Annotated in this window: 19 protein-coding genes and 1 rRNA gene; all 20 read right to left on the minus strand. The window is 46.5% G+C overall.

The window, feature by feature from the left end:
- A 16S ribosomal RNA gene (locus AS030_RS22370) occupies window positions 1–483 on the minus strand; the annotation flags it as partial.
- A 372-nt stretch (window positions 484–855) separates the two neighbouring features.
- On the minus strand, window positions 856–2,349 hold the full coding sequence (lysS, locus tag AS030_RS22375) for a lysine--tRNA ligase (protein ID WP_061975900.1): 1,494 nt from the start codon (window positions 2,347–2,349) through the stop codon (window positions 856–858).
- A gap of 9 nt (window positions 2,350–2,358) precedes the next feature.
- A complete protein-coding gene (locus AS030_RS22380) occupies window positions 2,359–2,781 on the minus strand; it encodes a GreA/GreB family elongation factor (RefSeq protein WP_061975902.1) in 423 nt (140 codons plus the stop codon).
- 130 nt (window positions 2,782–2,911) lie between these two features.
- Entirely contained in the window at window positions 2,912–3,907 is a 996-nt protein-coding gene (gene dusB, locus AS030_RS22385) for a tRNA dihydrouridine synthase DusB (RefSeq protein ID WP_061975904.1), read from the minus strand.
- 15 nt (window positions 3,908–3,922) lie between these two features.
- Window positions 3,923–4,138 carry a helix-turn-helix domain-containing protein gene (locus AS030_RS22390; protein WP_061975906.1) on the minus strand — a complete coding sequence of 72 codons (216 nt, stop codon included), beginning with the start codon at window positions 4,136–4,138 and terminating at the stop codon, window positions 3,923–3,925.
- Window positions 4,090–4,620, minus strand: coding sequence for a 2-amino-4-hydroxy-6-hydroxymethyldihydropteridine diphosphokinase (gene folK / locus AS030_RS22395; RefSeq protein ID WP_061975908.1), 531 nt, complete (start codon window positions 4,618–4,620; stop codon window positions 4,090–4,092). The genes AS030_RS22390 and folK overlap by 49 nt, the downstream gene beginning before the upstream one ends.
- A complete protein-coding gene (gene folB / locus AS030_RS22400; protein WP_061975910.1) occupies window positions 4,617–4,979 on the minus strand; it encodes a dihydroneopterin aldolase in 363 nt (120 codons plus the stop codon). The genes folK and folB overlap by 4 nt, the downstream gene beginning before the upstream one ends.
- On the minus strand, window positions 4,972–5,835 hold the full coding sequence (folP, locus tag AS030_RS22405; protein WP_061975912.1) for a dihydropteroate synthase: 864 nt from the start codon (window positions 5,833–5,835) through the stop codon (window positions 4,972–4,974). The genes folB and folP overlap by 8 nt, the downstream gene beginning before the upstream one ends.
- A 14-nt stretch (window positions 5,836–5,849) precedes the next feature.
- Window positions 5,850–6,710 carry an aminodeoxychorismate lyase gene (gene pabC / locus AS030_RS22410; protein ID WP_061975914.1) on the minus strand — a complete coding sequence of 287 codons (861 nt, stop codon included), beginning with the start codon at window positions 6,708–6,710 and terminating at the stop codon, window positions 5,850–5,852.
- On the minus strand, window positions 6,698–7,294 hold the full coding sequence (gene pabA / locus AS030_RS22415; protein WP_061975916.1) for an aminodeoxychorismate/anthranilate synthase component II: 597 nt from the start codon (window positions 7,292–7,294) through the stop codon (window positions 6,698–6,700). The genes pabC and pabA overlap by 13 nt, the downstream gene beginning before the upstream one ends.
- A gap of 26 nt (window positions 7,295–7,320) precedes the next feature.
- A complete protein-coding gene (pabB, locus tag AS030_RS22420) occupies window positions 7,321–8,778 on the minus strand; it encodes an aminodeoxychorismate synthase, component I (protein ID WP_082635938.1) in 1,458 nt (485 codons plus the stop codon).
- Window positions 8,779–8,903: 125 nt separating this feature from the next.
- Window positions 8,904–9,836 carry a cysteine synthase A gene (gene cysK / locus AS030_RS22425; RefSeq protein ID WP_061975918.1) on the minus strand — a complete coding sequence of 311 codons (933 nt, stop codon included), beginning with the start codon at window positions 9,834–9,836 and terminating at the stop codon, window positions 8,904–8,906.
- Between the two features lie 110 nt (window positions 9,837–9,946).
- Window positions 9,947–10,828 (minus strand): Hsp33 family molecular chaperone HslO, encoded by an 882-nt coding sequence (gene hslO, locus AS030_RS22430; protein WP_061975921.1) that lies wholly within the window; start codon window positions 10,826–10,828, stop codon window positions 9,947–9,949.
- Window positions 10,829–10,870: 42 nt separating this feature from the next.
- On the minus strand, window positions 10,871–11,641 hold the full coding sequence (locus AS030_RS22435; protein WP_061975923.1) for a type III pantothenate kinase: 771 nt from the start codon (window positions 11,639–11,641) through the stop codon (window positions 10,871–10,873).
- 63 nt (window positions 11,642–11,704) lie between these two features.
- The gene (gene ftsH / locus AS030_RS22440; RefSeq protein ID WP_061975925.1) at window positions 11,705–13,612 is read right to left on the minus strand and encodes an ATP-dependent zinc metalloprotease FtsH; all 1,908 of its coding nucleotides are present in this window, start codon (window positions 13,610–13,612) and stop codon (window positions 11,705–11,707) included.
- A gap of 69 nt (window positions 13,613–13,681) precedes the next feature.
- A complete protein-coding gene (gene hpt, locus AS030_RS22445) occupies window positions 13,682–14,221 on the minus strand; it encodes a hypoxanthine phosphoribosyltransferase (RefSeq protein WP_061975927.1) in 540 nt (179 codons plus the stop codon).
- Window positions 14,222–14,235: 14 nt separating this feature from the next.
- Complete coding sequence (gene tilS, locus AS030_RS22450; RefSeq protein ID WP_061975929.1) at window positions 14,236–15,636, minus strand: tRNA lysidine(34) synthetase TilS; 1,401 nt, start codon at window positions 15,634–15,636, stop codon at window positions 14,236–14,238.
- Window positions 15,637–15,750: 114 nt separating this feature from the next.
- Window positions 15,751–16,728, minus strand: a complete 978-nt coding sequence (locus AS030_RS22455; RefSeq protein WP_061975931.1) for a serine/threonine protein kinase — start codon at window positions 16,726–16,728, stop codon at window positions 15,751–15,753.
- A complete protein-coding gene (locus tag AS030_RS22460) occupies window positions 16,694–17,440 on the minus strand; it encodes a vWA domain-containing protein (RefSeq protein ID WP_061976009.1) in 747 nt (248 codons plus the stop codon). The genes AS030_RS22455 and AS030_RS22460 overlap by 35 nt, the downstream gene beginning before the upstream one ends.
- Before the next feature lie 83 nt (window positions 17,441–17,523).
- On the minus strand, window positions 17,524–20,019 hold the full coding sequence (gene spoIIE / locus AS030_RS22465; protein ID WP_061975933.1) for a stage II sporulation protein E: 2,496 nt from the start codon (window positions 20,017–20,019) through the stop codon (window positions 17,524–17,526).
- Window positions 20,020–20,085: the final 66 nt, after the last annotated feature.

Raw genomic sequence — 20,085 nt, forward strand, 5'->3', positions numbered from 1 at the left:
GTACCGGCAGTTACTCCGGTACTTGTTCTTCTCTGACAACAGAGCTTTACGACCCGAAGGCCTTCATCGCTCACGCGGCGTTGCTCGGTCAGACTTTCGTCCATTGCCGAAGATTCCCTACTGCTGCCTCCCGTAGGAGTCTGGGCCGTGTCTCAGTCCCAGTGTGGCCGATCACCCTCTCAGGTCGGCTACGCATCGTCGCCTTGGTGAGCCGTTACCTCACCAACTAGCTAATGCGCCGCGGGCCCATCTGTAAGCGTCAGCCGAAACCGACTTTCAAAAAAGAAGCAGGCGCTTCTCGTTATCATCCGGTATTAGCTCCGGTTTCCCGGAGTTATCCCCGTCTTACAGGCAGGTTACCCACGTGTTACTCACCCGTCCGCCGCTAAATCAGAGGAGCAAGCTCCTCGTCATTCGCTCGACTTGCATGTATTAGGCACGCCGCCAGCGTTCATCCTGAGCCAGGATCAAACTCTCCAATAAAGTGTTTGATATAGCTCTTAATGTTTAAAAATAAGAAATTGATGGGATTGTAAAATCCCCGACTTACTCTGGCTTTTGTTTGGTTTTCAAAGAACATTTTGCCGAACAACTTCGTTGTTAAAGCCGCTCGCCGTCGCTCATTGGCGACTTTATTATCATATCATGTCGTTCTAGGCTTGTCAACAATCTTTTTTAAAAGTTTTTTAAATCATTTTGTTGATGCTTTTTAGTAAAGCGCCTCAGCGACGAATACTAATATACCACCTATTTAATTCACTTGCAATACCTTTTTTGAAAAAAGTTTGATTTTCTTTTTAAATAAAGAAAAACAGCCCACAAGTCCTTGCAGGCTGTTCTGATCCCGTCGTGTTTTTACTTTTCACTATGGCGCATTTGCGGAAATAACAGTACATCACGGATGGATGGTGAATCGGTCAAAAGCATGATCAGACGGTCGATCCCGATCCCGAGACCCCCGGTAGGAGGCATACCATACTCAAGTGCTTCTACAAAATCTTCATCCATCATATGGGCTTCGTCATTTCCTGCCGCCCGCTCTTGGAGCTGTGCCTCAAAACGTTCTCTTTGATCGATTGGATCATTCAGCTCAGAGAAGGCATTAGCATGCTCACGGCCAACGATAAACAGTTCAAATCGGTCAGTGAACCGCTCATCCTGAGGGTTTTTCTTGGCAAGCGGCGAGATTTCTACAGGATGTCCGTAGACAAAGGTAGGCTGAATCAACGTTTCTTCAACAAAGTGTTCAAAGAACTCGTTGACAATGTGCCCGTAGGACATATTTTCTGTTACAGGAACCTTGTGCTCTTTTGCAAGAGCAAGAGCTTCTTCCCTGCTCATCTGAGGCCAGAAATCGACGCCTGTCGCTTCTTTAACCGCATCAACCATATGGATTCTTTTCCAGCGTGGTTCAAGGTTTACTTCATGCTCGCCGTATTTTACGGTTGTGCTTCCGTGAACATCCTTTGCAATGTGTGCGATCAGATTTTCTGTAAGCTCCATGATGTCGTGATAATCCGCATACGCTTCATATAGCTCGATCATTGTAAATTCAGGGTTATGGCGTGTAGATACACCCTCGTTGCGGAATACACGGCCAATTTCATAAACCTTTTCCAGGCCACCCACAATGAGTCGCTTCAAGTGAAGCTCAATAGCAATACGCATATAAAGTTCCATATCAAGCGCGTTGTGGTGGGTAATGAACGGACGTGCCGAAGCTCCGCCCGGGATTGAGTGCATGGTTGGAGTTTCCACTTCCAAATAGCCATGGTCATCCAGGTAGCGTCTCATGGAACGAATAATCTTACTTCGGGCAATAAAGGTATCCTTTACTTCAGGATTCATGATCAAGTCAACGTAACGCTGTCGGTATCGCTGCTCGACGTCCTTCAGGCCATGGAATTTGTCAGGAAGCGGACGAAGCGACTTTGTAAGAAGCTGAAAATCTTTTGCTTTTACGGAAAGCTCGCCTACTTTGGTTTTAAAAACAGTACCTGTAATCCCGACAATGTCCCCGATATCAATGGTATTGAACAGTTCATACTGTTCTTCCCCAACCGCATCGGTTCTTACGTAGATTTGGATTTGTCCTGTAAGGTCCTGAACGTGAGCAAAACCTGCTTTTCCTTTTCCGCGCTTGGTCATGATGCGTCCGGCGATTGTCACTTCAATACTTTTCTCATCCAATTCTTCTTTTGAGAGGTCCTGGTACTGCTCGAGTATGTCCTTGGCACTATGCGTACGGACATACTTTGTACCAAATGGATCTTTACCGCTTTCGCGGAGGTTGTTCATTTTTTCTCTGCGTACCCGCAGCAAATCATTTAATTCTATATCCTGGCTCATGGAATTCTCCTATCTTTTGCAGTTTTGTATATTAATGATTTCATATGATATTTGTCCCCCGGGAAGGGAGATATAGATTTTTGAGTTCAGCGGTTTGCCAAGAACAGCCTTGGCTACCGGAGAATCGGAGGCAATCTTGAATTCCCTCGGATCAGCCTCAAAAGGATGTACTATTGTATAGGTCATTTCGTCCTGAAATTCGAGTTCAAGCAATGTAATAGTGGAACCGACTTCAGCGGTATGGCCGGGCTCTTTCTGGTTTGAAAGAATTCGGGCATGAAGAAGCACATGCTCGAGCTGTTTGATTCTCTTATCCAAAAATTGTCCTTTTTCCTCTACTGTGCAGGCTTCCTTTTCGTCGATCAAGCTTTTCAGCTCATGTTTAAGCCTCCTGGTGCCTTCATTCGTAAGCAAAACCGTTTCTTGGGTCATTTGCTTCTCCTCCATATCATTAATAAATAATATCTTGTGAAAACACCAGGGAGCAGGATTTAGATAATATAAGTGCAACAAAAGCCAGAAATAGTTCTGGCTGGTGTTATTTCCTATCAGGGTTGAATGATCAGCTTACTTTGTCAGCCGGTTTTGCTTCTACTTCTTCAATATAATCATAAAGAAGCTTGCGCATTTCTTCCCTTGTTGTTTTTATATTCACTTCGTTACGGACAGAGCCGGTTTTTGGAAGTCCTTTAAGATACCATGCAGTATGCTTGCGCATTTCGCGAACCGCCACATACTCCCCTTTAAGGTCAATCAGGCGGTCCATGTGCAGCATGCAGATGTCGATTTTTTCTCTTGGCGTCGGCTCTTGAGGAATCTCTCCTGTTTCCAGGAACTTGATGGTACGGTACAGCATCCATGGATTACCGAGTGCTCCGCGGCCGATCATCACGCCGTCCACGCCGTACGCTTCAAGCGCATGCTTTGCATCATGCGGTGTAGCAATATCTCCGTTTCCGATGACCGGAATGGAAACATTGTCTTTTACTTGTTTAATGATATCCCAGTTTGCTCTTCCTTCATACATCTGAACACGGGTGCGTCCGTGAACTGCTACTGCGGCACCGCCGGCACGCTCGACCGCCTGGGCATTCTCGACGGCAAAAATGTGGTCCTCATCCCAGCCGACACGCATTTTAACGGTGACCGGTTTTTGTACCGCATCAACAGTGGCTGCCACCATCTCATAGATTTTATCCGGATCCAGCAGCCATCTTGCCCCGGCATCACACTTTGTAATCTTAGGAACAGGGCATCCCATATTGATATCTATAATATCGGCATTTGTGTTCTTGTCTACATACTTTGCCGCAGCAACAAGCGATTCCCGCTCCCCTCCAAAAATCTGAAGGCTTAGCGGTTTTTCCCGCTCATCGACATAGAGCATCTTCAGCGATTTTTCGTTTTCTAGCAGAATTCCTTTGTCGCTGACCATTTCGGCACAAACAAGTCCCGCACCAAAATCCTTTGCGATCAGACGGAAAGCCGGATTGCATACACCTGCCATTGGAGCAAGCACCACCGGGTTTTTCATCTTAATTCCGCCGATTTCTAACACGTATATCACCTCACCTTATCTTCGAACATAGTGTTGCGTTAATTCATCTATAGAAACCTGAAAGATTGTAGCAATCTTTTTGATCAGTTCTTCCTTCGGCTTCCTGTTTCCGCGCTCGATTTCTCCAAGTATGGAAACGGAAATGCCCAATTCCCTCGCAAGGCCCTCCTGTGTAAAGCCTTTTAACTTTCGAAAGGCCCGGATTCTTCTGCCCCACTTTTCTTCTTCCATCTGTGTACACCTTCTTTATTCTGCAGCTGTTTGAAGAGAACCCCGAGTGGTACTTTTTCTGTACCGGGGAATGTGAGATCTGGAGCAATCTCAAGCAACGGAATCAGTACAAAAGCACGTTCCAGCATACGTGGATGCGGAATGTGCAGTGTCTCTGAATGTATACGTTCACTATTATACAACAAAATGTCAAGGTCTATTGTTCTGGGCCCCCATCTGATTTCCCTGATTCTTTCCAGTCTGTTTTCAATTTTCTGGGTTATGCTCAACAGCTCTTCTGCAGAAAGGCACGTTTGCAGCTGAACCGCCACATTCAGGAAAGGGGGCTGATCGGTATAGCCCACAGGATCTGTCTCATACAGGGACGAAACAACGCTGACTTCGATGTCCGGATGGTTCTCCAGTTCTTGTACCGCCTGACGAATGTATTCCTCCCGGTTGCCAAGATTGGAACCGAGTGAAAGATAGACGGTGTTTTTCATGCTCTGCCCCTCGTTATTTCAACAGCAACCGAATCATAATGGCCTGGAATAGGAGGGTCGGGTTTGACTACTTTTACGGTGCATTGCTGAACGAGCGGATAACTGGAAAGAAGGGTGGTCGCAATGCTTTCAGTCACGGTTTCCACGAGCTTTTTCGGTTCGCCTTCCACGATCTCCTTCACCGTTGCATAAACCTCACCATAGTTGACCGTGTGCTCCAGATCATCGGTTGTTCCGGCAGATTGAAGATCCATCTGCAGGATCAGATCCACCTTGAACCGCTGCCCGAGCTTATTCTCTTCCGGAAAAACACCGTGATACCCATAAAACGAAAGACCGTTCATATATATTTTATCCAAGTGGGCTCATTCCTTTTCCAAGCATGGCATCCATCATCTTGGCCATGCGGCTCATTTCTTTAACATCATGAACCCGGACGATGGTACAGCCCCGCTCAATTCCGAGACAGACCGTGGCGCCTGTCCCTTCCATACGCTCATTGACAGGAAGGTCGAGAGCATTGCCGATCATGGACTTCCTCGACGTGGCGAGAAGGACCGGATACCCCATATCCACAATCTGATTTAGATTGCGCATCGTCTCCAGGTTTTGTTCATAGGTTTTGGCAAAACCGATTCCCGGGTCCAAAATGATATTCTCCGGGTTGACGCCTTCTTTCATACAGATAGCAATACTCTTATTTAAGTCAGCGATGATGTCGGGCATCAGCTCATCGTAATCGCGGTCAGGCCGGTTATGCATCAGGATGATCGGAACATTGAGGCGGGCCGCGGTTACAGCCATCTTGTCATCCGCCTTCGCTCCCCACACATCGTTGATAATGTGGGCCCCCGCCAGAATCGCTTTCTCCGCCACCTCCGCTTTATAGGTGTCAATGGATAAAGGAACCTGAACTGAACGGGAGACCGCTTCAATCACGGGAATGACACGGCGCAATTCTTCTTGTGCCCCTATCTTTTCACCGCCAGGTCGGGTTGATTCTCCGCCGATATCAATGATATCTGCCCCTTCAGCCACCATTTGCCGGGCGTGTTGTATGGCTGTTTCGATCGAGTTAAATTTTCCTCCGTCGGAAAATGAGTCAGGAGTCACATTCAAAATCCCCATCACATGCGTCTTTTTTGACAGATCAAGTGTATACGGGCCGCAGGAAATGAGATGGTTAAAACTCTTTGTTGTGATAGCTTGTCCCATTATAGGCTCCCCCTTTATGCTAATTCATCAATACTCCATAAATCCTTGCTGCATGAATGGTATAAAAACAATAGCGAATGCAACACCTTTCCCCCGGCACCCGGAAAGTCTTTTCCTTCAAATCTTTTAACCGGCACCATTTCCTGAATGGAGTTGGTGAGAAAAATTTCATCGGCAGCAAGCAAATCCTGTGGTGTGTAGAATCCTTCTTCTGCATCCATATCAAGCTTGGCAGCCGCAGCCATAATAAACTGCCGCGTAATGCCGTTCAATATGCCGGTGCCGAGCGAAGGAGTGTACAACCTCCCATCCTTTACCCAGAATACATTGGAGACCGTTCCCTCACTGGCAAAACCGTCCTCTGTTAAAAAAAGCCCTTCCTGTTCAACAGGCTCCTTCAGTTCCCTTTTTCCAAGAATGCTGTTCAGATAGTGATGGGATTTCAGGCGGATTCTGCCTTCCGGTGTATTTCTTCGCGTCTGCAGAACCACCAGCTCTTTTTCGTTAAATGGTCCTTGTTCAGGAAGCGGTTTTCCGTAAATGATAATGGTTGGTTTTGTGTAAGGCTCTGTTTGAAGACCAATTTCGCCGATTCCCGCCGAAATATTAAATCGTATATAGGCATTCTTCCATTTATTGCGCCTCATTAATCGCTTGGTCTCCATCCAGGCTGCCGAGCTGTCCAGCTCATGCTTGATGTTAAGCTCTACGAGTGCCTGCCGGAGACGATTCATGTGGTCTTCCCACAAAAACGGATGTCCATTATAGACCCGGACGGTTTCAAAGGCTCCAAGCCCATACATGTATCCGTGGTCAAACGGAGAGATTGATGCTTCATTTTTACTTACAAGTTTTCCATCTATTAAGAGGTACATACCTTGTTCCCTTTATTTTTGTATTGATCGATAAAATTACGGAGCAGCTGCTTGCCCGCTCCTGTCATTATGGATTCGGGATGAAACTGTACGCCTTCCACCGGCAGCGTTTTATGCCTGATGGCCATGATTTCATCGTCAGCCGTCCATGCTGAAATGTCAAAACAGTCAGGAAGCGTTTCTTTTTTTACGGTAAGAGAGTGATATCTTGTTGCTGTAAACCCATTCTCCACACCGCTGAAAATCGTATTGTCATCATGAAGGATCGCAGATGTTTTACCATGCATCAAACGCTCCGAGCGAATCACGTCTCCTCCGAACACCTGTGCAATGGACTGATGGCCAAGACAAACACCGAATATAGGAATTTTTCCTGAAAACCGCTTGATGACATCCATGCTGACACCTGCTTCATTCGGCGAGCAAGGGCCAGGCGAAATCATCAGGTAATCCGGTTTAAGTGCTTCAATCTCTTCAAGTGTAATTTCATCGTTTCTCTTGACGACCAATTCTTCTCCAAGCTCTCCCAAATATTGCACCAAGTTGTACGTAAATGAATCATAATTATCGATCATTAAAATCATTTCTCATCTTCCTCCTCTAAGCTCTGCTAAACTAATTCACAACTTTTTTCTTCGCTTAATTCCTTTGCCCGCCATAGCGCAGCTGCTTTTTTCAAGGACTCTTTATATTCCGCTTTTGGATCGGAGTCAATAACAATGCCGGCTCCGGCCTGGACATGTGCCATACCGTCCTTGCAGACCATCGTCCGGATCGCGATGTTCAATTCTGCATCTCCATCAAACCCAATCCATCCGATAGAGCCAGTATATACCCCTCGCCGCACAGGCTCAAGTTCTTCAATAATTTCCATCGTTCTGATTTTTGGGGCACCGGTAATTGTCCCCCCCGGAAAGGTTGCTGCAATGAGATCAAACGCGTCACATTCCTTGCGCAGTCTCCCTTTTACATTGGAAACAATATGCATGACATGCGAGTACTTTTCAATGGTCATGAACTCATCCACTTCAACACTTCCATATTCGCTTACTTTCCCAAGGTCGTTTCGTTCCAGATCGACGAGCATTACATGTTCCGCGCATTCTTTTTCATTTTCGATCAATGTCATCGCAAGCCTGCGGTCCTCTTCTTCTGTTTTGCCTCTTGAGCGGGTTCCTGCAATTGGGCGGGTGCTGATCTCATCTCCCCTTTTTTTGACCAGCAGTTCAGGTGAACCGCTAACGAGCTGTAAGTCCGGTGTGTGAAGATACCCCATGTAAGGAGAGGGATTGAAACGGCGAAGCTCTTCATAAATTTGAAAAGGCTGCGACATTAGCGGCTTGGACTGACGAACAGAAAGATTAACCTGAAACACATCTCCGGCAGCAATATATTCCTTTACCGTTTTTACAGCTTCCACAAAATATTCCTCAGACATTGAGACGGATTCCTGAAGAAACGGAAAATGAACTTTTTCCACCGCTGTTCTTTGCTCTTGCTGGTGCGGCGCACTCCATAGCTGCACATATTGCATCAATTTGCGTCCCGCGCTGCTTCGGTCCTTTTCCGCGGAATGAACCATAATAAAAAGCTGTTCCTTTTCGTGGTCATAAACAAACACATCGTCAAATACGAGAAGCGAAACATCGGGCAGGTTCAGATCATCCTCCGCCTGTTCCGGAAGCTTTTCGATTTCACGCGCAACATCATAACTGAAATATCCGATGGCGCCTCCTTTAAAATCTGGAAGGCCGGGAACAGCTGCAGTATGAAACGAGGATAGCCATTCTTTTATGATAGGGAGCATATTGCCTTTCTTTGTGATAGTTTTCCCTTTATACATAATGCTCACCTTGTTGTTTTTCCCTGAAATAAAAGCCACTGGCGACAGACCCGCGATGCTGTATCTTCCGCTCCGCCCGCTTTCGAGAAACACATGGTGTGGTTCTTCTGCCGAAAGAGCTTTATACCGTCTAAACCACTCATTTTTCGGCATGGCCAGCGTCTCAAAAATAACGTGCCGATCTGACTTGTTTTGGTTAGGCACACCCTTCACTCTCCTGATCATTCTTATGGATACTATTGTAACTGATGATGTCATGAAAGTGGTGATAAAAATCCTGCAATTTTATGGAAACCAAACGGGAAATTGTTCATAAAAAAAAGCCGACAATATGTCGGCTTTCAAGTGATTTACTCCGCTTCGTCAAATTGGTACAAAGGTGTGCTCAGATAACGTTCACCGTTACTCGGAATAATAGCGAGCACTTTCTTGCCCTTGCCAAGCTTTTTCGCCACTTTAAGTGCAGCTGCAATCGCTGCACCTGAAGAAATACCTCCGAGGATTCCTTCTTCCCGGGCAGCACGGCGTGCATATTCAAACGCTTCATCATTGGTAATTTGTAGAACTTCATCATACACGGATGTATTTAGCGTATCCGGTACAAATCCTGCACCGATGCCCTGAATCTTATGAGGCCCCGGCTTTCCGCCTGAAAGGACAGGTGAATCTGTTGGTTCCACTGCATAAACCTTGATATCAGGGAAAGATTCTTTTAAGACTTCACCGGCACCCGTAATCGTTCCGCCAGTTCCAATCCCTGAAATGAACCCGTCAAGACCATCCGGGAATTGAGCAATAATCTCTCTACCTGTTGTCTTGCGGTGGATTTCCGGATTCGCCTGGTTTTTAAACTGCTGAGTCAAAAAGTATCCATTTTCCTGGGATAATGCCTCTGCCTTACGGATGGCTCCTCCCATTCCTTCAGCTCCCGGAGTTAAAACAAGCTCAGCTCCAAAAGCGCGAAGAAGGTTTCTGCGTTCCATACTCATTGTATCCGGCATAACAATTACCGATTTATACCCTTTGGCTGCCGCCACCATGGCAAGACCGATTCCCGTATTGCCGCTCGTTGGTTCAATCAATGTATCGCCAGGCTTTAATGCGCCTTCTTCTTCAGCTTTTTCAATCATGGCGAGAGCAATTCGGTCCTTTACACTGCTTCCCGGATTCATGAATTCAAGTTTCAGATAAATGTCTGCAGCATCTTCACCTGCCAAATGGTTCAGTTTGACAACGGGTGTTTCTCCGATTAGTTCTGTAATTGAATTTGCTATTCTTGCCAACTTAATCACGCTCCTAAAATAATCCCGAGTATTTTTATTGGATTAAGTTTACCAATAATACAAATCGTCTGTCAATTATTCTGCCCATCTTTAGACCTGCAAATTTCAAACTATTTGCTTTCGGTATAGAGCTCCTCAAGATCTTCAGCAGAGAACAAGTACGTCTCATTGCAAAATTGGCAGTGAGCTTCTGCCTGGCCGTCTTCTTCAATCATTGCCCTGATTTCCTCTTTACCTAATGATATGAGCGCATTGGCAATGCGGTCACGCGAACAAGTACATTGAAACGACACCGGCATCTTTTCAAGCAGCTTCACATTTTCTTCTCCAAGCAGTTCAAAAAGAATTTCTTCCGGGGTAAGCCCCTTTTCCACCAGCTTTGAGATCGGGGGAATGGCTGATATCCGCTCTTCCAAAAGGTCGATGATCGTATCTGAAGCATTCGGCATCACCTGTATCACAAATCCGCCAGCTGCCAGAATGCTGTTGTCCGGATTAACCAGCACACCCACTCCTACAGAGGAAGGCACCTGTTCGGATGCAACAAAATAGTACGTGAAGTCATCCCCGATTTCACCGGAAACCAGGGGCACCTGCCCTGTAAAGTTATCACGCAGTCCCAAATCCTTAACAACGGAAAGAAAGCCATCTTTCCCTACCGAACGGGCAACATCCAGTTTGCCATGCTGGTTCAAATCAAAGTGGACCTGAGGGTTTGTAACATACCCCCTTGATTGCCCATTTGGATGAGCATCCACAATGATCGCTCCGATGGGGCCTCCCCCTTCTATCTTTACCGTAATTTTGTGCTTGTCGCTCTTCAGCATGGAGGCCATCATAGTGCTTGCCATCATCGTACGGCCAAGTGCCGCAGACGCGGTCGGCCATGTTTGGTGCCTGCGCTGAGCTTCACCGACCATTTCTGTTCCTCTCATTGCGTAGGCACGAATTTGCCCGTCAAAAGCCAGAGCTTTGATTAAATAATCCTGCATTTTTATCACCTGTCCTTATCTTTTCGCTCAGAAGTTTTGCTATTACGTTCTGCGGTTTTTTGTATATATGAGTTGAAGCCCTTTTAACGTCAAATAGGGGTCAACAATATCGATTTGCTGGCATTCCTCGGCAATCAGACCGGCCATTCCTCCGGTAGCCACGACCTTTGGATTGCTTTTTTCCTGAGCTTTTATTCTTTTAACAATTCCCTCAACCTGTCCAACATATCCAAATATAAGTCCCGACTGCATGGCACTGACTGTATTTTTCCCAATAATATTATCCGGCTTGGCGAATTCAATTCTAGGAAGCTTGGCCGCATTTTTATACAAACCCTCTGTAGCAACATTGATGCCCGGGGCAATTGCGCCGCCCATGTATTCCTTTCGCTCATTGATGTAGCAATACGTGGTGGCGGTGCCGAAATCCACGACAACAAGCGGTGACCCATAATAATGGATCGCCGCCACCGCATTGACAATCCTGTCGGCTCCCACTTCCCTGGGGTTTTCGTATTTAATGTTCAGCCCTGTCTTGATGCCAGGACCGATAACAAGTGGCTTTTTATGAAAAAACTTGATGCACATCCGCTCCAGGGTTGCCATAATATGCGGCACTACCGATGAAAGAATAATGCCTTCCACTGCTTCCGGTTGAATTTCAGCGTGGTGAAAAAGGCTTAGAATCAGCATGCCGTATTCATCCTCGGTTTTTTCCCGGGAGGTGCTGATCCGCCAATGACGCTTCAATTCATTTGCTTCATACAAGCCCAGCACGATATTCGTATTTCCTACATCAAAACACAAGATCATGGAAAATCCCCGCTAACTTTCAAAAAGGATGCCTCTGCGATGAGAGACATCCTTTTTGTGATTTTAATCTTCTTTGTGTTCTTCTTCTTCCTTCTTGTGGATGGTAACTTTCACATCATTTTCTGGAGAAGAGATCACTTTTCGCTCAGGTAGCTTACCGGTTTTTACAAGCTCCTTGATTTGCTCCTCGTCAAGTGTTTCTACGTTGAGTAGCGTTTGAGCAATGATTTCGAGCTTTTCGTTATGCTCTGTAAGAATTTGCTTACAACGCTCATAAGAGTCCTTGATAATGTTCTGGATTTCCATATCAATCTCATGGGCGATCGCATCACTGTAGTTTTGCTCGTTGTTAAAGTCGCGGCCAAGGAATACCTGTCCGCCGGAGCTGGAACCAAACTGCATTGGCCCCAATCGGTCACTCATACCGAATTCGGTTACCATGCGGCGGGCAATGCCTGTCGCACGCTGGAAGTCGTTATGAGCACCAGTGCTGACTTCATTAAATGTGATTTCCTCTGCTACACGTCCGCCAAGGAGACCAACAATCTTATCAAGCAGCTCAGGTTTTGTCATAAAGTAGCGGTCCTCTTTCGGAAGCATAACGGTGTATCCGCCCGCCTGGCCGCGAGGAACTACAGTTACTTTATGAACGGTGTCTGCGCCTTCAAGCACAAGGCCGATAACGGTATGTCCCGCTTCGTGGTAGGCCACAATATTCTTTTCTTTTTGAGAAATAACACGGCTTTTCTTTGCAGGACCTGCGATAACGCGATCAATCGCCTCATCCACATCGTCCATATTGATTTTCTTTTTATTCTGCCTTGCCGCGACAAGTGCCGCTTCATTCAGCAGGTTCTCGAGATCCGCACCTGAAAAACCAGGTGTGCGCATCGCGATGGTTTTCAGGTTCACTTCTTCACTTAGAGGCTTGTTCCGGGCATGTACACCAAGCACCTCTTCGCGTCCTTTTACATCTGGGCGGTTAACCGTAATCTGGCGGTCAAAACGTCCCGGACGAAGAAGGGCAGGGTCCAGAATATCCGGACGGTTGGTTGCGGCGATGATAATGATACCTTCATTGGCACCGAATCCATCCATCTCAACAAGCAACTGGTTAAGCGTTTGTTCGCGTTCATCATGTCCGCCGCCAAGTCCAGCACCACGCTGGCGTCCTACTGCATCGATCTCATCAATGAAGATAATACAAGGGGCATTCTTTTTGGCGTTTTCAAACAAGTCACGTACACGGGATGCACCGACCCCGACAAACATTTCAACAAAATCAGAACCTGAAATGGAGAAGAAAGGAACGCCTGCTTCCCCTGCAACTGCACGGGCAAGCAATGTTTTACCTGTTCCCGGAGGTCCCACAAGGAGAACCCCTTTAGGAATACGTGCGCCAAGAGCGGCGAATTTGCGCGGATCTTTCAGGAACTCAACTACCTCAACAAGTTCCTGTTTCTCCTCATCCGCTCCGGCAACGTCTTTGAACGTTACCTTTTTCTTTTCTTCATTGTACAGTTTCGCTTTGCTTTTACCGAAGTTCATTACACGGCTGCCGCCGCCCTGAGCCTGGTTGAGCAGGAAGAAAAACAGGATGAAGATGATGACAAACGGGATAATGGATGTGAAGAATGTTACCCACCCGCTTGTTTGTTCTTCTGGTTTGAAATCAATTTTCGCTTTGTTCGTAAGCGCAGTAAGCTGCTTCATGGATTCATCTGAATCCGGGGTATAGGTTTCAAAAACCTCTCCCTGCTTGTAGTTGTCCAGCTTACCCCTGACGACGAAAACGCCGCCTTCAGGCTGGTATTCAATGCTTTCCACACGTCCATCCTGAATGTACTGCGTTAACTGGTCATAACGAATTTTCTTTACTTCATTGTTGGTTCCGTTAAAAAAGCTGACGACACCAACTACAACTAAAAAGATCAACAAATAGAATATGGTGTTCCGGAAGATCCGATTCATTCCTTACCTCCTCAACGACAATGAGACGATCCATTACATTTATTATTGCATGTTAAATAAAACACAGAATTACTTTTCATATACTTCAGGTTTTAATACCCCGATATATGGCAGGTTGCGGTAGCGCTCGATGTAATCCAGCCCGTAACCGACTACAAAGGCATCAGGTACGATAAATCCGGTCAGATCCGGTTTAATGTCCACTTTTCTGCCCGTCGGCTTATCCAGCAAGGTCACAATCTTCACCGAATTGGCATTGCGGTGTTTAAAGAGCTGGACAAGATAGCTCAGCGTAAGGCCGCTGTCTATAATATCTTCGACAATGATGACATCGCGTCCTTCAAGGGATGTATCAAGGTCCTTAATAATTTTGACCTCTCCTGAAGAAACGGTTGATGCCCCATAGCTGGATACCGCCATGAGATCAATTTCAAGATGAATATCCATCCGTTTGATCAGATCTGCCATAAAAGGCAGGGCACCCTTTAACACTCCGACTACAAGCGGAAACCGGTCCTGATAATCCTCAGATAACTGCTTTCCGAGATCCTTAATCTTTTCCTGAAGCGCTTCCTCGGAAATTAATACTTCTTTAATTTCATCATGCATGCTGCTTTGGCCTCCTAGACGTCCTGGCAGAAATTTTGAAACTGTAAGACTAACCATTGCTTGGGATCGCCTGATGGTCGAACTTCGCCATGCTTTATACCCGGAATCCAGATAATGTTCCCCTCCCCGTCTTGCAGGATGGGCCACACATCGCGTTTCTCCCTTTCAAGCTTCTGGTCAATAAAAATATCTTTTACCTTCCGAGTCCCGCCCTCTCCCGGCAGCGCCATACGGTCACCGGGTTTGCGTGTTCTCGCAATGATTGGCAGACTTACACTTTTTACATCACATACAAAAACATCTTTTCCCCTTTTCTCATTCGGATACTCTTCTTTATACCCAGCGGTAATCACTCCAACAGGAAACTCCAGCTTTCCCGGGATCTTCAATTCCAACTGATAGCCTGCTTGTCTTTCGGACGGGCTAAAAGCGAGCCTGCAACGGTCATAGGAACGGATGACGTGTAAATCCTGCGGAAAATGAAGTCGGCCGGAAGGATGGTCACTCCTGAGTAAAGTTAAAAAGCTTTCCTTATGTATGGAGGAAAGAGATGAAGGTGTTTGCTTATATAGATAGTTTAATATTAGTGTAATCGCCCTTTTTTGTAAAGGAATTGGCATGCCCAGAAATTTGCTTACAGAGACCTCGACCAAGGAAGCATCTTTCTCTGAAACAACCGCTTCCAGGCCTTTTCCGGCCTGCTCGGTTAAATACGTTTCATCCTCATAAAAAGTTTCACTTATTTGTTGAAAACGAAGATGAACATTTGGATTTTCTTTTTTTAAAAAGGGAAGAACATGGTGCCTGAATCGATTTCTGACATAATCGTCCGTTTCGTTGCTCGGATCCCTTCTTGGGAAAATCTTATGTACTCTACAATAGTGCTCTATTTCGGCCTTTGTTATTCCTAGAAACGGCCGAATAATGCGCGAGTCTCCAAATGGCCGGCTGGCCCGCATTCCGCCAAGGGCGGTTCCTGAACTTCCTCGTGTCATCCGCATCAGAACGGTTTCCGTCTGGTCATCGCCATGGTGAGCAAGTGCAACCGAATCTGCACCAAAGCGCGAAACGACTTCCGCATAGAAGGCATACCTGCATTCTCTTGCGGCTGATTGCGTACTGGTCAGGCCATTCTCCTTTTTATAGGCTGCTACATCCACCCGGGTGCTTTCGAACGGAATGCCGTTCTTTTCGCAATACGTCTGGACGTACAGAAGGTCTTCGTAGGATTCATTGCCTCTCAGCATATGATCCACATGCACAGCAACGATCTTCAGGCTCTCCCCCTTTCCCCTGTTCCATAAATAATGAAGCAGTGCCATGGAATCCGGTCCGCCGGAAACGCCGACCGCTATCGTCTGCCCCTGCTTGATGAGCTGATGTTTTTTAATAAATTGATCGACGGCCTGAAGCATTTCCTTTCTCTCCTTATCCGGCGTATCCTGATATGCTTCGCCCATTTTTTTTACTTTAAACCTTCCGTAAGTATAACAAAAGGAGACCGGGGCTTAAAGGATTTGCCATTTGCGTTACATGGATTGGCTGATGAGATAAAACAGATAAACAATAAACAGAAATGAGCCCAAAAGAACGGTTTCAAACATCATCGCTCTTTTTTTCTTCTTTTTTATTTTTTTATGAACCGACCGCCGGCTTGCGCCAGACGACGTCTGGGAGGGAGCTGACACTTTGAATCTTCCCTTATTATTCAGGGAAGAAACCAGATCATTTCGCATCTCTTCAGCACTTTGATATTTACCGTACAGCCCTTTGAACAAGATGGATTGATAGTTTGCAAGAAGAGGGTTGCTGCGAATAACTTCCTTCAGCTGCTGCCGCCCGTCTTTCTTTTTTTCAAAGCGGCTTGGAAAAGCCAGGTTGACCATGATCATACAGGCGGAAAATAAATCATAGGAAGGTTCTGCCTTACGTGTGCCCATGCCCCAATAGCCTCTGTCGAAAAACTCTGTATACTCTTTGATCGACCGTCCGATCTGCGTGGTTCCCCCAACGTCGATCCAACGAATGCGTGACGGAGGGCCAACCACCAAAAGATTATCCGGTTTAAGGTCACCAAACACCCATCCGGCGCGGTGAAGCATACTCAAATCAGTCAGCAGCTGCACGAGGAGAATTCCTGCCCATTCCTCACTGTGGTTTTTCATAAATTGAAAGAGAGAGTCTCCCTTAAGGTATTCCATAACATAAAAGGGAACCTGCCTGCCGTTCATCACATAATCATCCACATCGATTAAAGAAGGCCCAAGGATTCTGCCCTGGACCCTCGAAAAATGCTTTAACACGTTCACTTCTGAGATGATTGCCATGCTGTCATGGCCGGTTTTGACCGCTACTTTTCCGCCCTTACCTGAAGCAAGATACACTGTGCCTGTGGCGCCCGAACCAAGTTCTCTGATGATGGAATACTCGTTGCGGTGCCATTTCCCGGAAATAATGTCTCCGGAATTAAGTTTAGAAACCTGACCCTTCGGAGTATTCTTCTTCATCACCTGTGATCAATCTCCTTCTTGAACGTCTGTTCGTAAATTCATTGATCGCAGCCTTAATGGCCGGACCAGTCGGTGTAATGCCGCCTGACGAAATTTTGGTGAAGGCCTGGGTCAGTGAATTCAGCTTGGGCGTCCAATCTATCAAAAGCTCGGTTTCGTCTCTTTTACCCGGGAACGCAAACAGCGCAAATTGATTGTAGCCGATCCTCGAGTTCAGCGAGATGGAAAGATCAATAAGTGATTCCTGAACCGTGGCAAGCTTCTTTTCCATGCTGCCTGATGCATCCACGAGAATAATCAGCTCCAGGTCCATGGTTTCACCAAGATCATCCACCACTTCCATTACCTCTCCCCGCTTTTCAGGAGGCAGGTCTTCGATGGTCGATTCTTTACCCAGTATCTGCTGAAGCTCACTGTTGATGACACCGTGAATGGTCTGAGTCATTCCCTTTTTGGTTACCATCTGCACGGTCTGCGACAGCTGGGTCGTATACACAATTTGGCTGACGCCGCCTCCGGACAAAGCAATCTCCTCTACTTCCCGAAGCCCTTTCTGATGGTATTCAGGGCTGTTTTCTTCCAAGATTCCAATTACATTTATCGTAATGCCATGCTCACGCGCGAGCGCCGCCATGGCGATGGGGTCCTCTCCGTGATTGGAGCAGCCATCGGTAATCAGCAACACTTGACGCAGGGTACCTTTTTTCATTTCCATTTAAAAAACTCCTCTCATCGAATGCTGTTATCATCCTTGTCATCGATCAGAGGAAATATACTTTTGTTCTTTGAAATTTATTGCGCTTTTGGCCGTTTGATGTTGATTTTCGGGAAATGGGGGATGGAGGCCCATTTCGGAATGTTCCGGTTGATTTTGGTGACGACAACGGTCATATCGTCTTCTATGGTGTTGGACCCAGTGCGTATGACTTCCTCCATCAGCAGGTCTGCAACCACCTGGGGATCATCGGTGCCAATCTCCTTGATTTTACGCTTCATCCAAGCGTTGATGTTCTCAACATGCTTCGGACCTTCATAAATGCCGTCACTCATCATGATGAGCAGATCCCCGGCTTTTAACTGATCGCTCACAACATCCACATCAAACTCCTCAATAATGCCGATCGGAAGGTTGCTTGCCTCGATGATCCTCACCTGGTCTCCCCGTTTCACAAAGCTTGGCGAAGAGCCGATCTTTAAAAATTTCAGCGAGGCATCCTGCAGATCGATCATGGCGAGATCCAGTGTCGAAAAAATCTCATCGGTTGTACGGAGTGAAAGCACCGAATTAACTGACTTAATTGCCACCTCCTCATCAATACCCGATTTGAGAATCTTTTGCAGAAGCTCCAGTGTCTCATTACTTTCCCTGAAGGCCCGTTCGCCATTGCCCATTCCATCAGAGATCGCCACCGCATATTTTCCGCCGCCTAGCTCCATGGTTGAATGGCTGTCTCCTGAAAGCCATGCTCCTCCCTTTGCCGCAGACGCAATACCGGTTTCGATGACAAATTCGCGCGCCGAACCAAACGCCACATGGCAGTAGCCATTCGGATAAAAATTACAATCCTCTTTTTTCACCACAATGGTTTCCTGCAAAATATCAGACAGAAGAGGAGCAATTATTTTTTCGCACTCTCCGCTGCCGTTGCAACTGGGGAGACTCATCTCAATATCTACATTCGAAGCTTCCAAACTGTAGACATCAATATGTCCCAGCTCAATTCCCGCACTCTGAATCGCCTCTTTGATCTGCTCTTCCTGCACCTGGTGATTGATATGTTCCCGCTGGATTTCTTTGGCGAAGTCCCCCATTACCTGTGACACGCCGAGCAACTGGTTGGCCACCAGCTTCCGGCTTTCCTGAACCTGCTGCTTCAGCTTCTGGCTTGCCTGGTATTGTGAAAGCTCTTTGGAGATGGCTTCTGTAATTTTTTGTGGTTTCACACAGTGCTTCTCCCACTCCAGCTTTAGCCTTCGGTCTTTAATTTCCTGATATTGTTCCTGCTCAGTCATAATCTGGGTCATCATTTCATAGGTTTTAGTAAAATTCACAGCCCAGCACTGTTCTTTTTTAAAACACGTCTGGCAGGTTTTTTCGGTCACATTGCTTAAAAACAAATCCACCTCATGATCTTGATATTCATCATAGGCACTTTCATTGTACGAAGCAAAGGAGTGGGAAAGAGCCTGAAACATGCTCGAGAACTGCTCCACCCGGTTAGCTGTGACATCCCTGATTTTTTTTACATATTGCTGCTGTTCATTGGAATGCTCCCTTGTACCCGGAACATAGCGGGCAATGCTGTGTATTACCGCCTGGGGCGTCAGCAAAAAGACCCCAATTGCAATGGCAGATTCAATCAGCGTTTTGGCTATGGCAACATTCCCTTCCCCATAGAGGCCGATCAGCAGCGTTCCGATTAACAGCCCGATGCCCACACCGAGCCGCTTTCCTTCCTTCAGCAACCCGCCCAGCAATCCTGAAAAGGCCAGGAGGCTCATCTGATAGAGGCTGCCTACATTTGCCAGACTTAGAATCAAGCCTGTTACCACACCAACAGTTGAACCAATGGCAGCTCCGCCCACAAACGCGAACATCAGTACCAAATATCTAGAAACTATATGTTCCACAGAATAATGATGGATTTCCCACCCGATGGTCCCGGTCATGACAGAAGCCAGCAAAATCATAAAACAGATAATTTCCTCGTTCTTTAAGGATTGAGGGATCCTTTTTAAATTCAATAAAGGAATGCTTTGTAAAAAGATCAAGGTCAGCACAAGAGAAAGACCCGCCTCTACTGCACCCATCATATATTCACTGATCTGAGGAGGCCCAGAAGTAAAGAAGACGGTTCCGATCCTGGCCGTAAAACTGCTCAGGAATACAACAGCCGGCGCCCATCTCATGCGGTTCTTTGTAAACATGTCGGCCGTTTTCTGATAGACTGCATACACCACAACACCCGCCAATATGTAAAATGCATTCATGGGGACATGAGACAATGCGCCGGCTACGAGCGCCAATATAGCAAATCCAGTTCGCTCCTTGCGCAAAACAAATACAGAAGCGATCAATGGCAGAGCAAAAGGAGTGATTTCTGATAATATCATGGCTCGTCCAAGTAAGAAGCCGATTGCAAACAACAACAGTCTCCAATTCAACAGTACGCCTTCCAGCTTGCTCATGAAGCCCTTGCAAATACCGTTTGACACACTTTGTGTTTTCTCCAGCCAAACCATCGCCCGCATGGGTTCCATTACATTCCTGTCCGCCTTTTGATACATCCTCCACACCACCCGTTTAGTTTTGTGTGTCCCATTATAACCACAGGGTATTCACATTTTTTGTCA

It is taken from the genome of Fictibacillus enclensis (assembly GCF_001457035.1).
Classification (GTDB): Bacteria; Bacillota; Bacilli; order Bacillales; family Fictibacillaceae; genus Fictibacillus_C; species Fictibacillus_C enclensis.

Coding starts and splice junctions, on each gene's coding strand:
- lysS (WP_061975900.1), bottom strand. CDS start 2,349: ATGAGCCAGGATATAGAATTAAATGATTTGCTGCGGGTACGCAGAGAA.
- AS030_RS22380 (WP_061975902.1), bottom strand. CDS start 2,781: ATGACCCAAGAAACGGTTTTGCTTACGAATGAAGGCACCAGGAGGCTT.
- AS030_RS22390 (WP_061975906.1), bottom strand. CDS start 4,138: ATGGAAGAAGAAAAGTGGGGCAGAAGAATCCGGGCCTTTCGAAAGTTA.
- folK (WP_061975908.1), bottom strand. CDS start 4,620: ATGAAAAACACCGTCTATCTTTCACTCGGTTCCAATCTTGGCAACCGG.
- folP (WP_061975912.1), bottom strand. CDS start 5,835: ATGGGACAAGCTATCACAACAAAGAGTTTTAACCATCTCATTTCCTGC.
- pabC (WP_061975914.1), bottom strand. CDS start 6,710: ATGTACCTCTTAATAGATGGAAAACTTGTAAGTAAAAATGAAGCATCA.
- pabA (WP_061975916.1), bottom strand. CDS start 7,294: ATGATTTTAATGATCGATAATTATGATTCATTTACGTACAACTTGGTG.
- pabB (WP_082635938.1), bottom strand. CDS start 8,778: ATGATCAGGAGAGTGAAGGGTGTGCCTAACCAAAACAAGTCAGATCGG.
- hslO (WP_061975921.1), bottom strand. CDS start 10,828: ATGCAGGATTATTTAATCAAAGCTCTGGCTTTTGACGGGCAAATTCGT.
- AS030_RS22435 (WP_061975923.1), bottom strand. CDS start 11,641: ATGATCTTGTGTTTTGATGTAGGAAATACGAATATCGTGCTGGGCTTG.
- ftsH (WP_061975925.1), bottom strand. CDS start 13,612: ATGAATCGGATCTTCCGGAACACCATATTCTATTTGTTGATCTTTTTA.
- hpt (WP_061975927.1), bottom strand. CDS start 14,221: ATGCATGATGAAATTAAAGAAGTATTAATTTCCGAGGAAGCGCTTCAG.
- tilS (WP_061975929.1), bottom strand. CDS start 15,636: ATGCTTCAGGCCGTCGATCAATTTATTAAAAAACATCAGCTCATCAAG.
- AS030_RS22455 (WP_061975931.1), bottom strand. CDS start 16,728: ATGAAGAAGAATACTCCGAAGGGTCAGGTTTCTAAACTTAATTCCGGA.
- AS030_RS22460 (WP_061976009.1), bottom strand. CDS start 17,440: ATGAAAAAAGGTACCCTGCGTCAAGTGTTGCTGATTACCGATGGCTGC.
- spoIIE (WP_061975933.1), bottom strand. CDS start 20,019: ATGTATCAAAAGGCGGACAGGAATGTAATGGAACCCATGCGGGCGATG.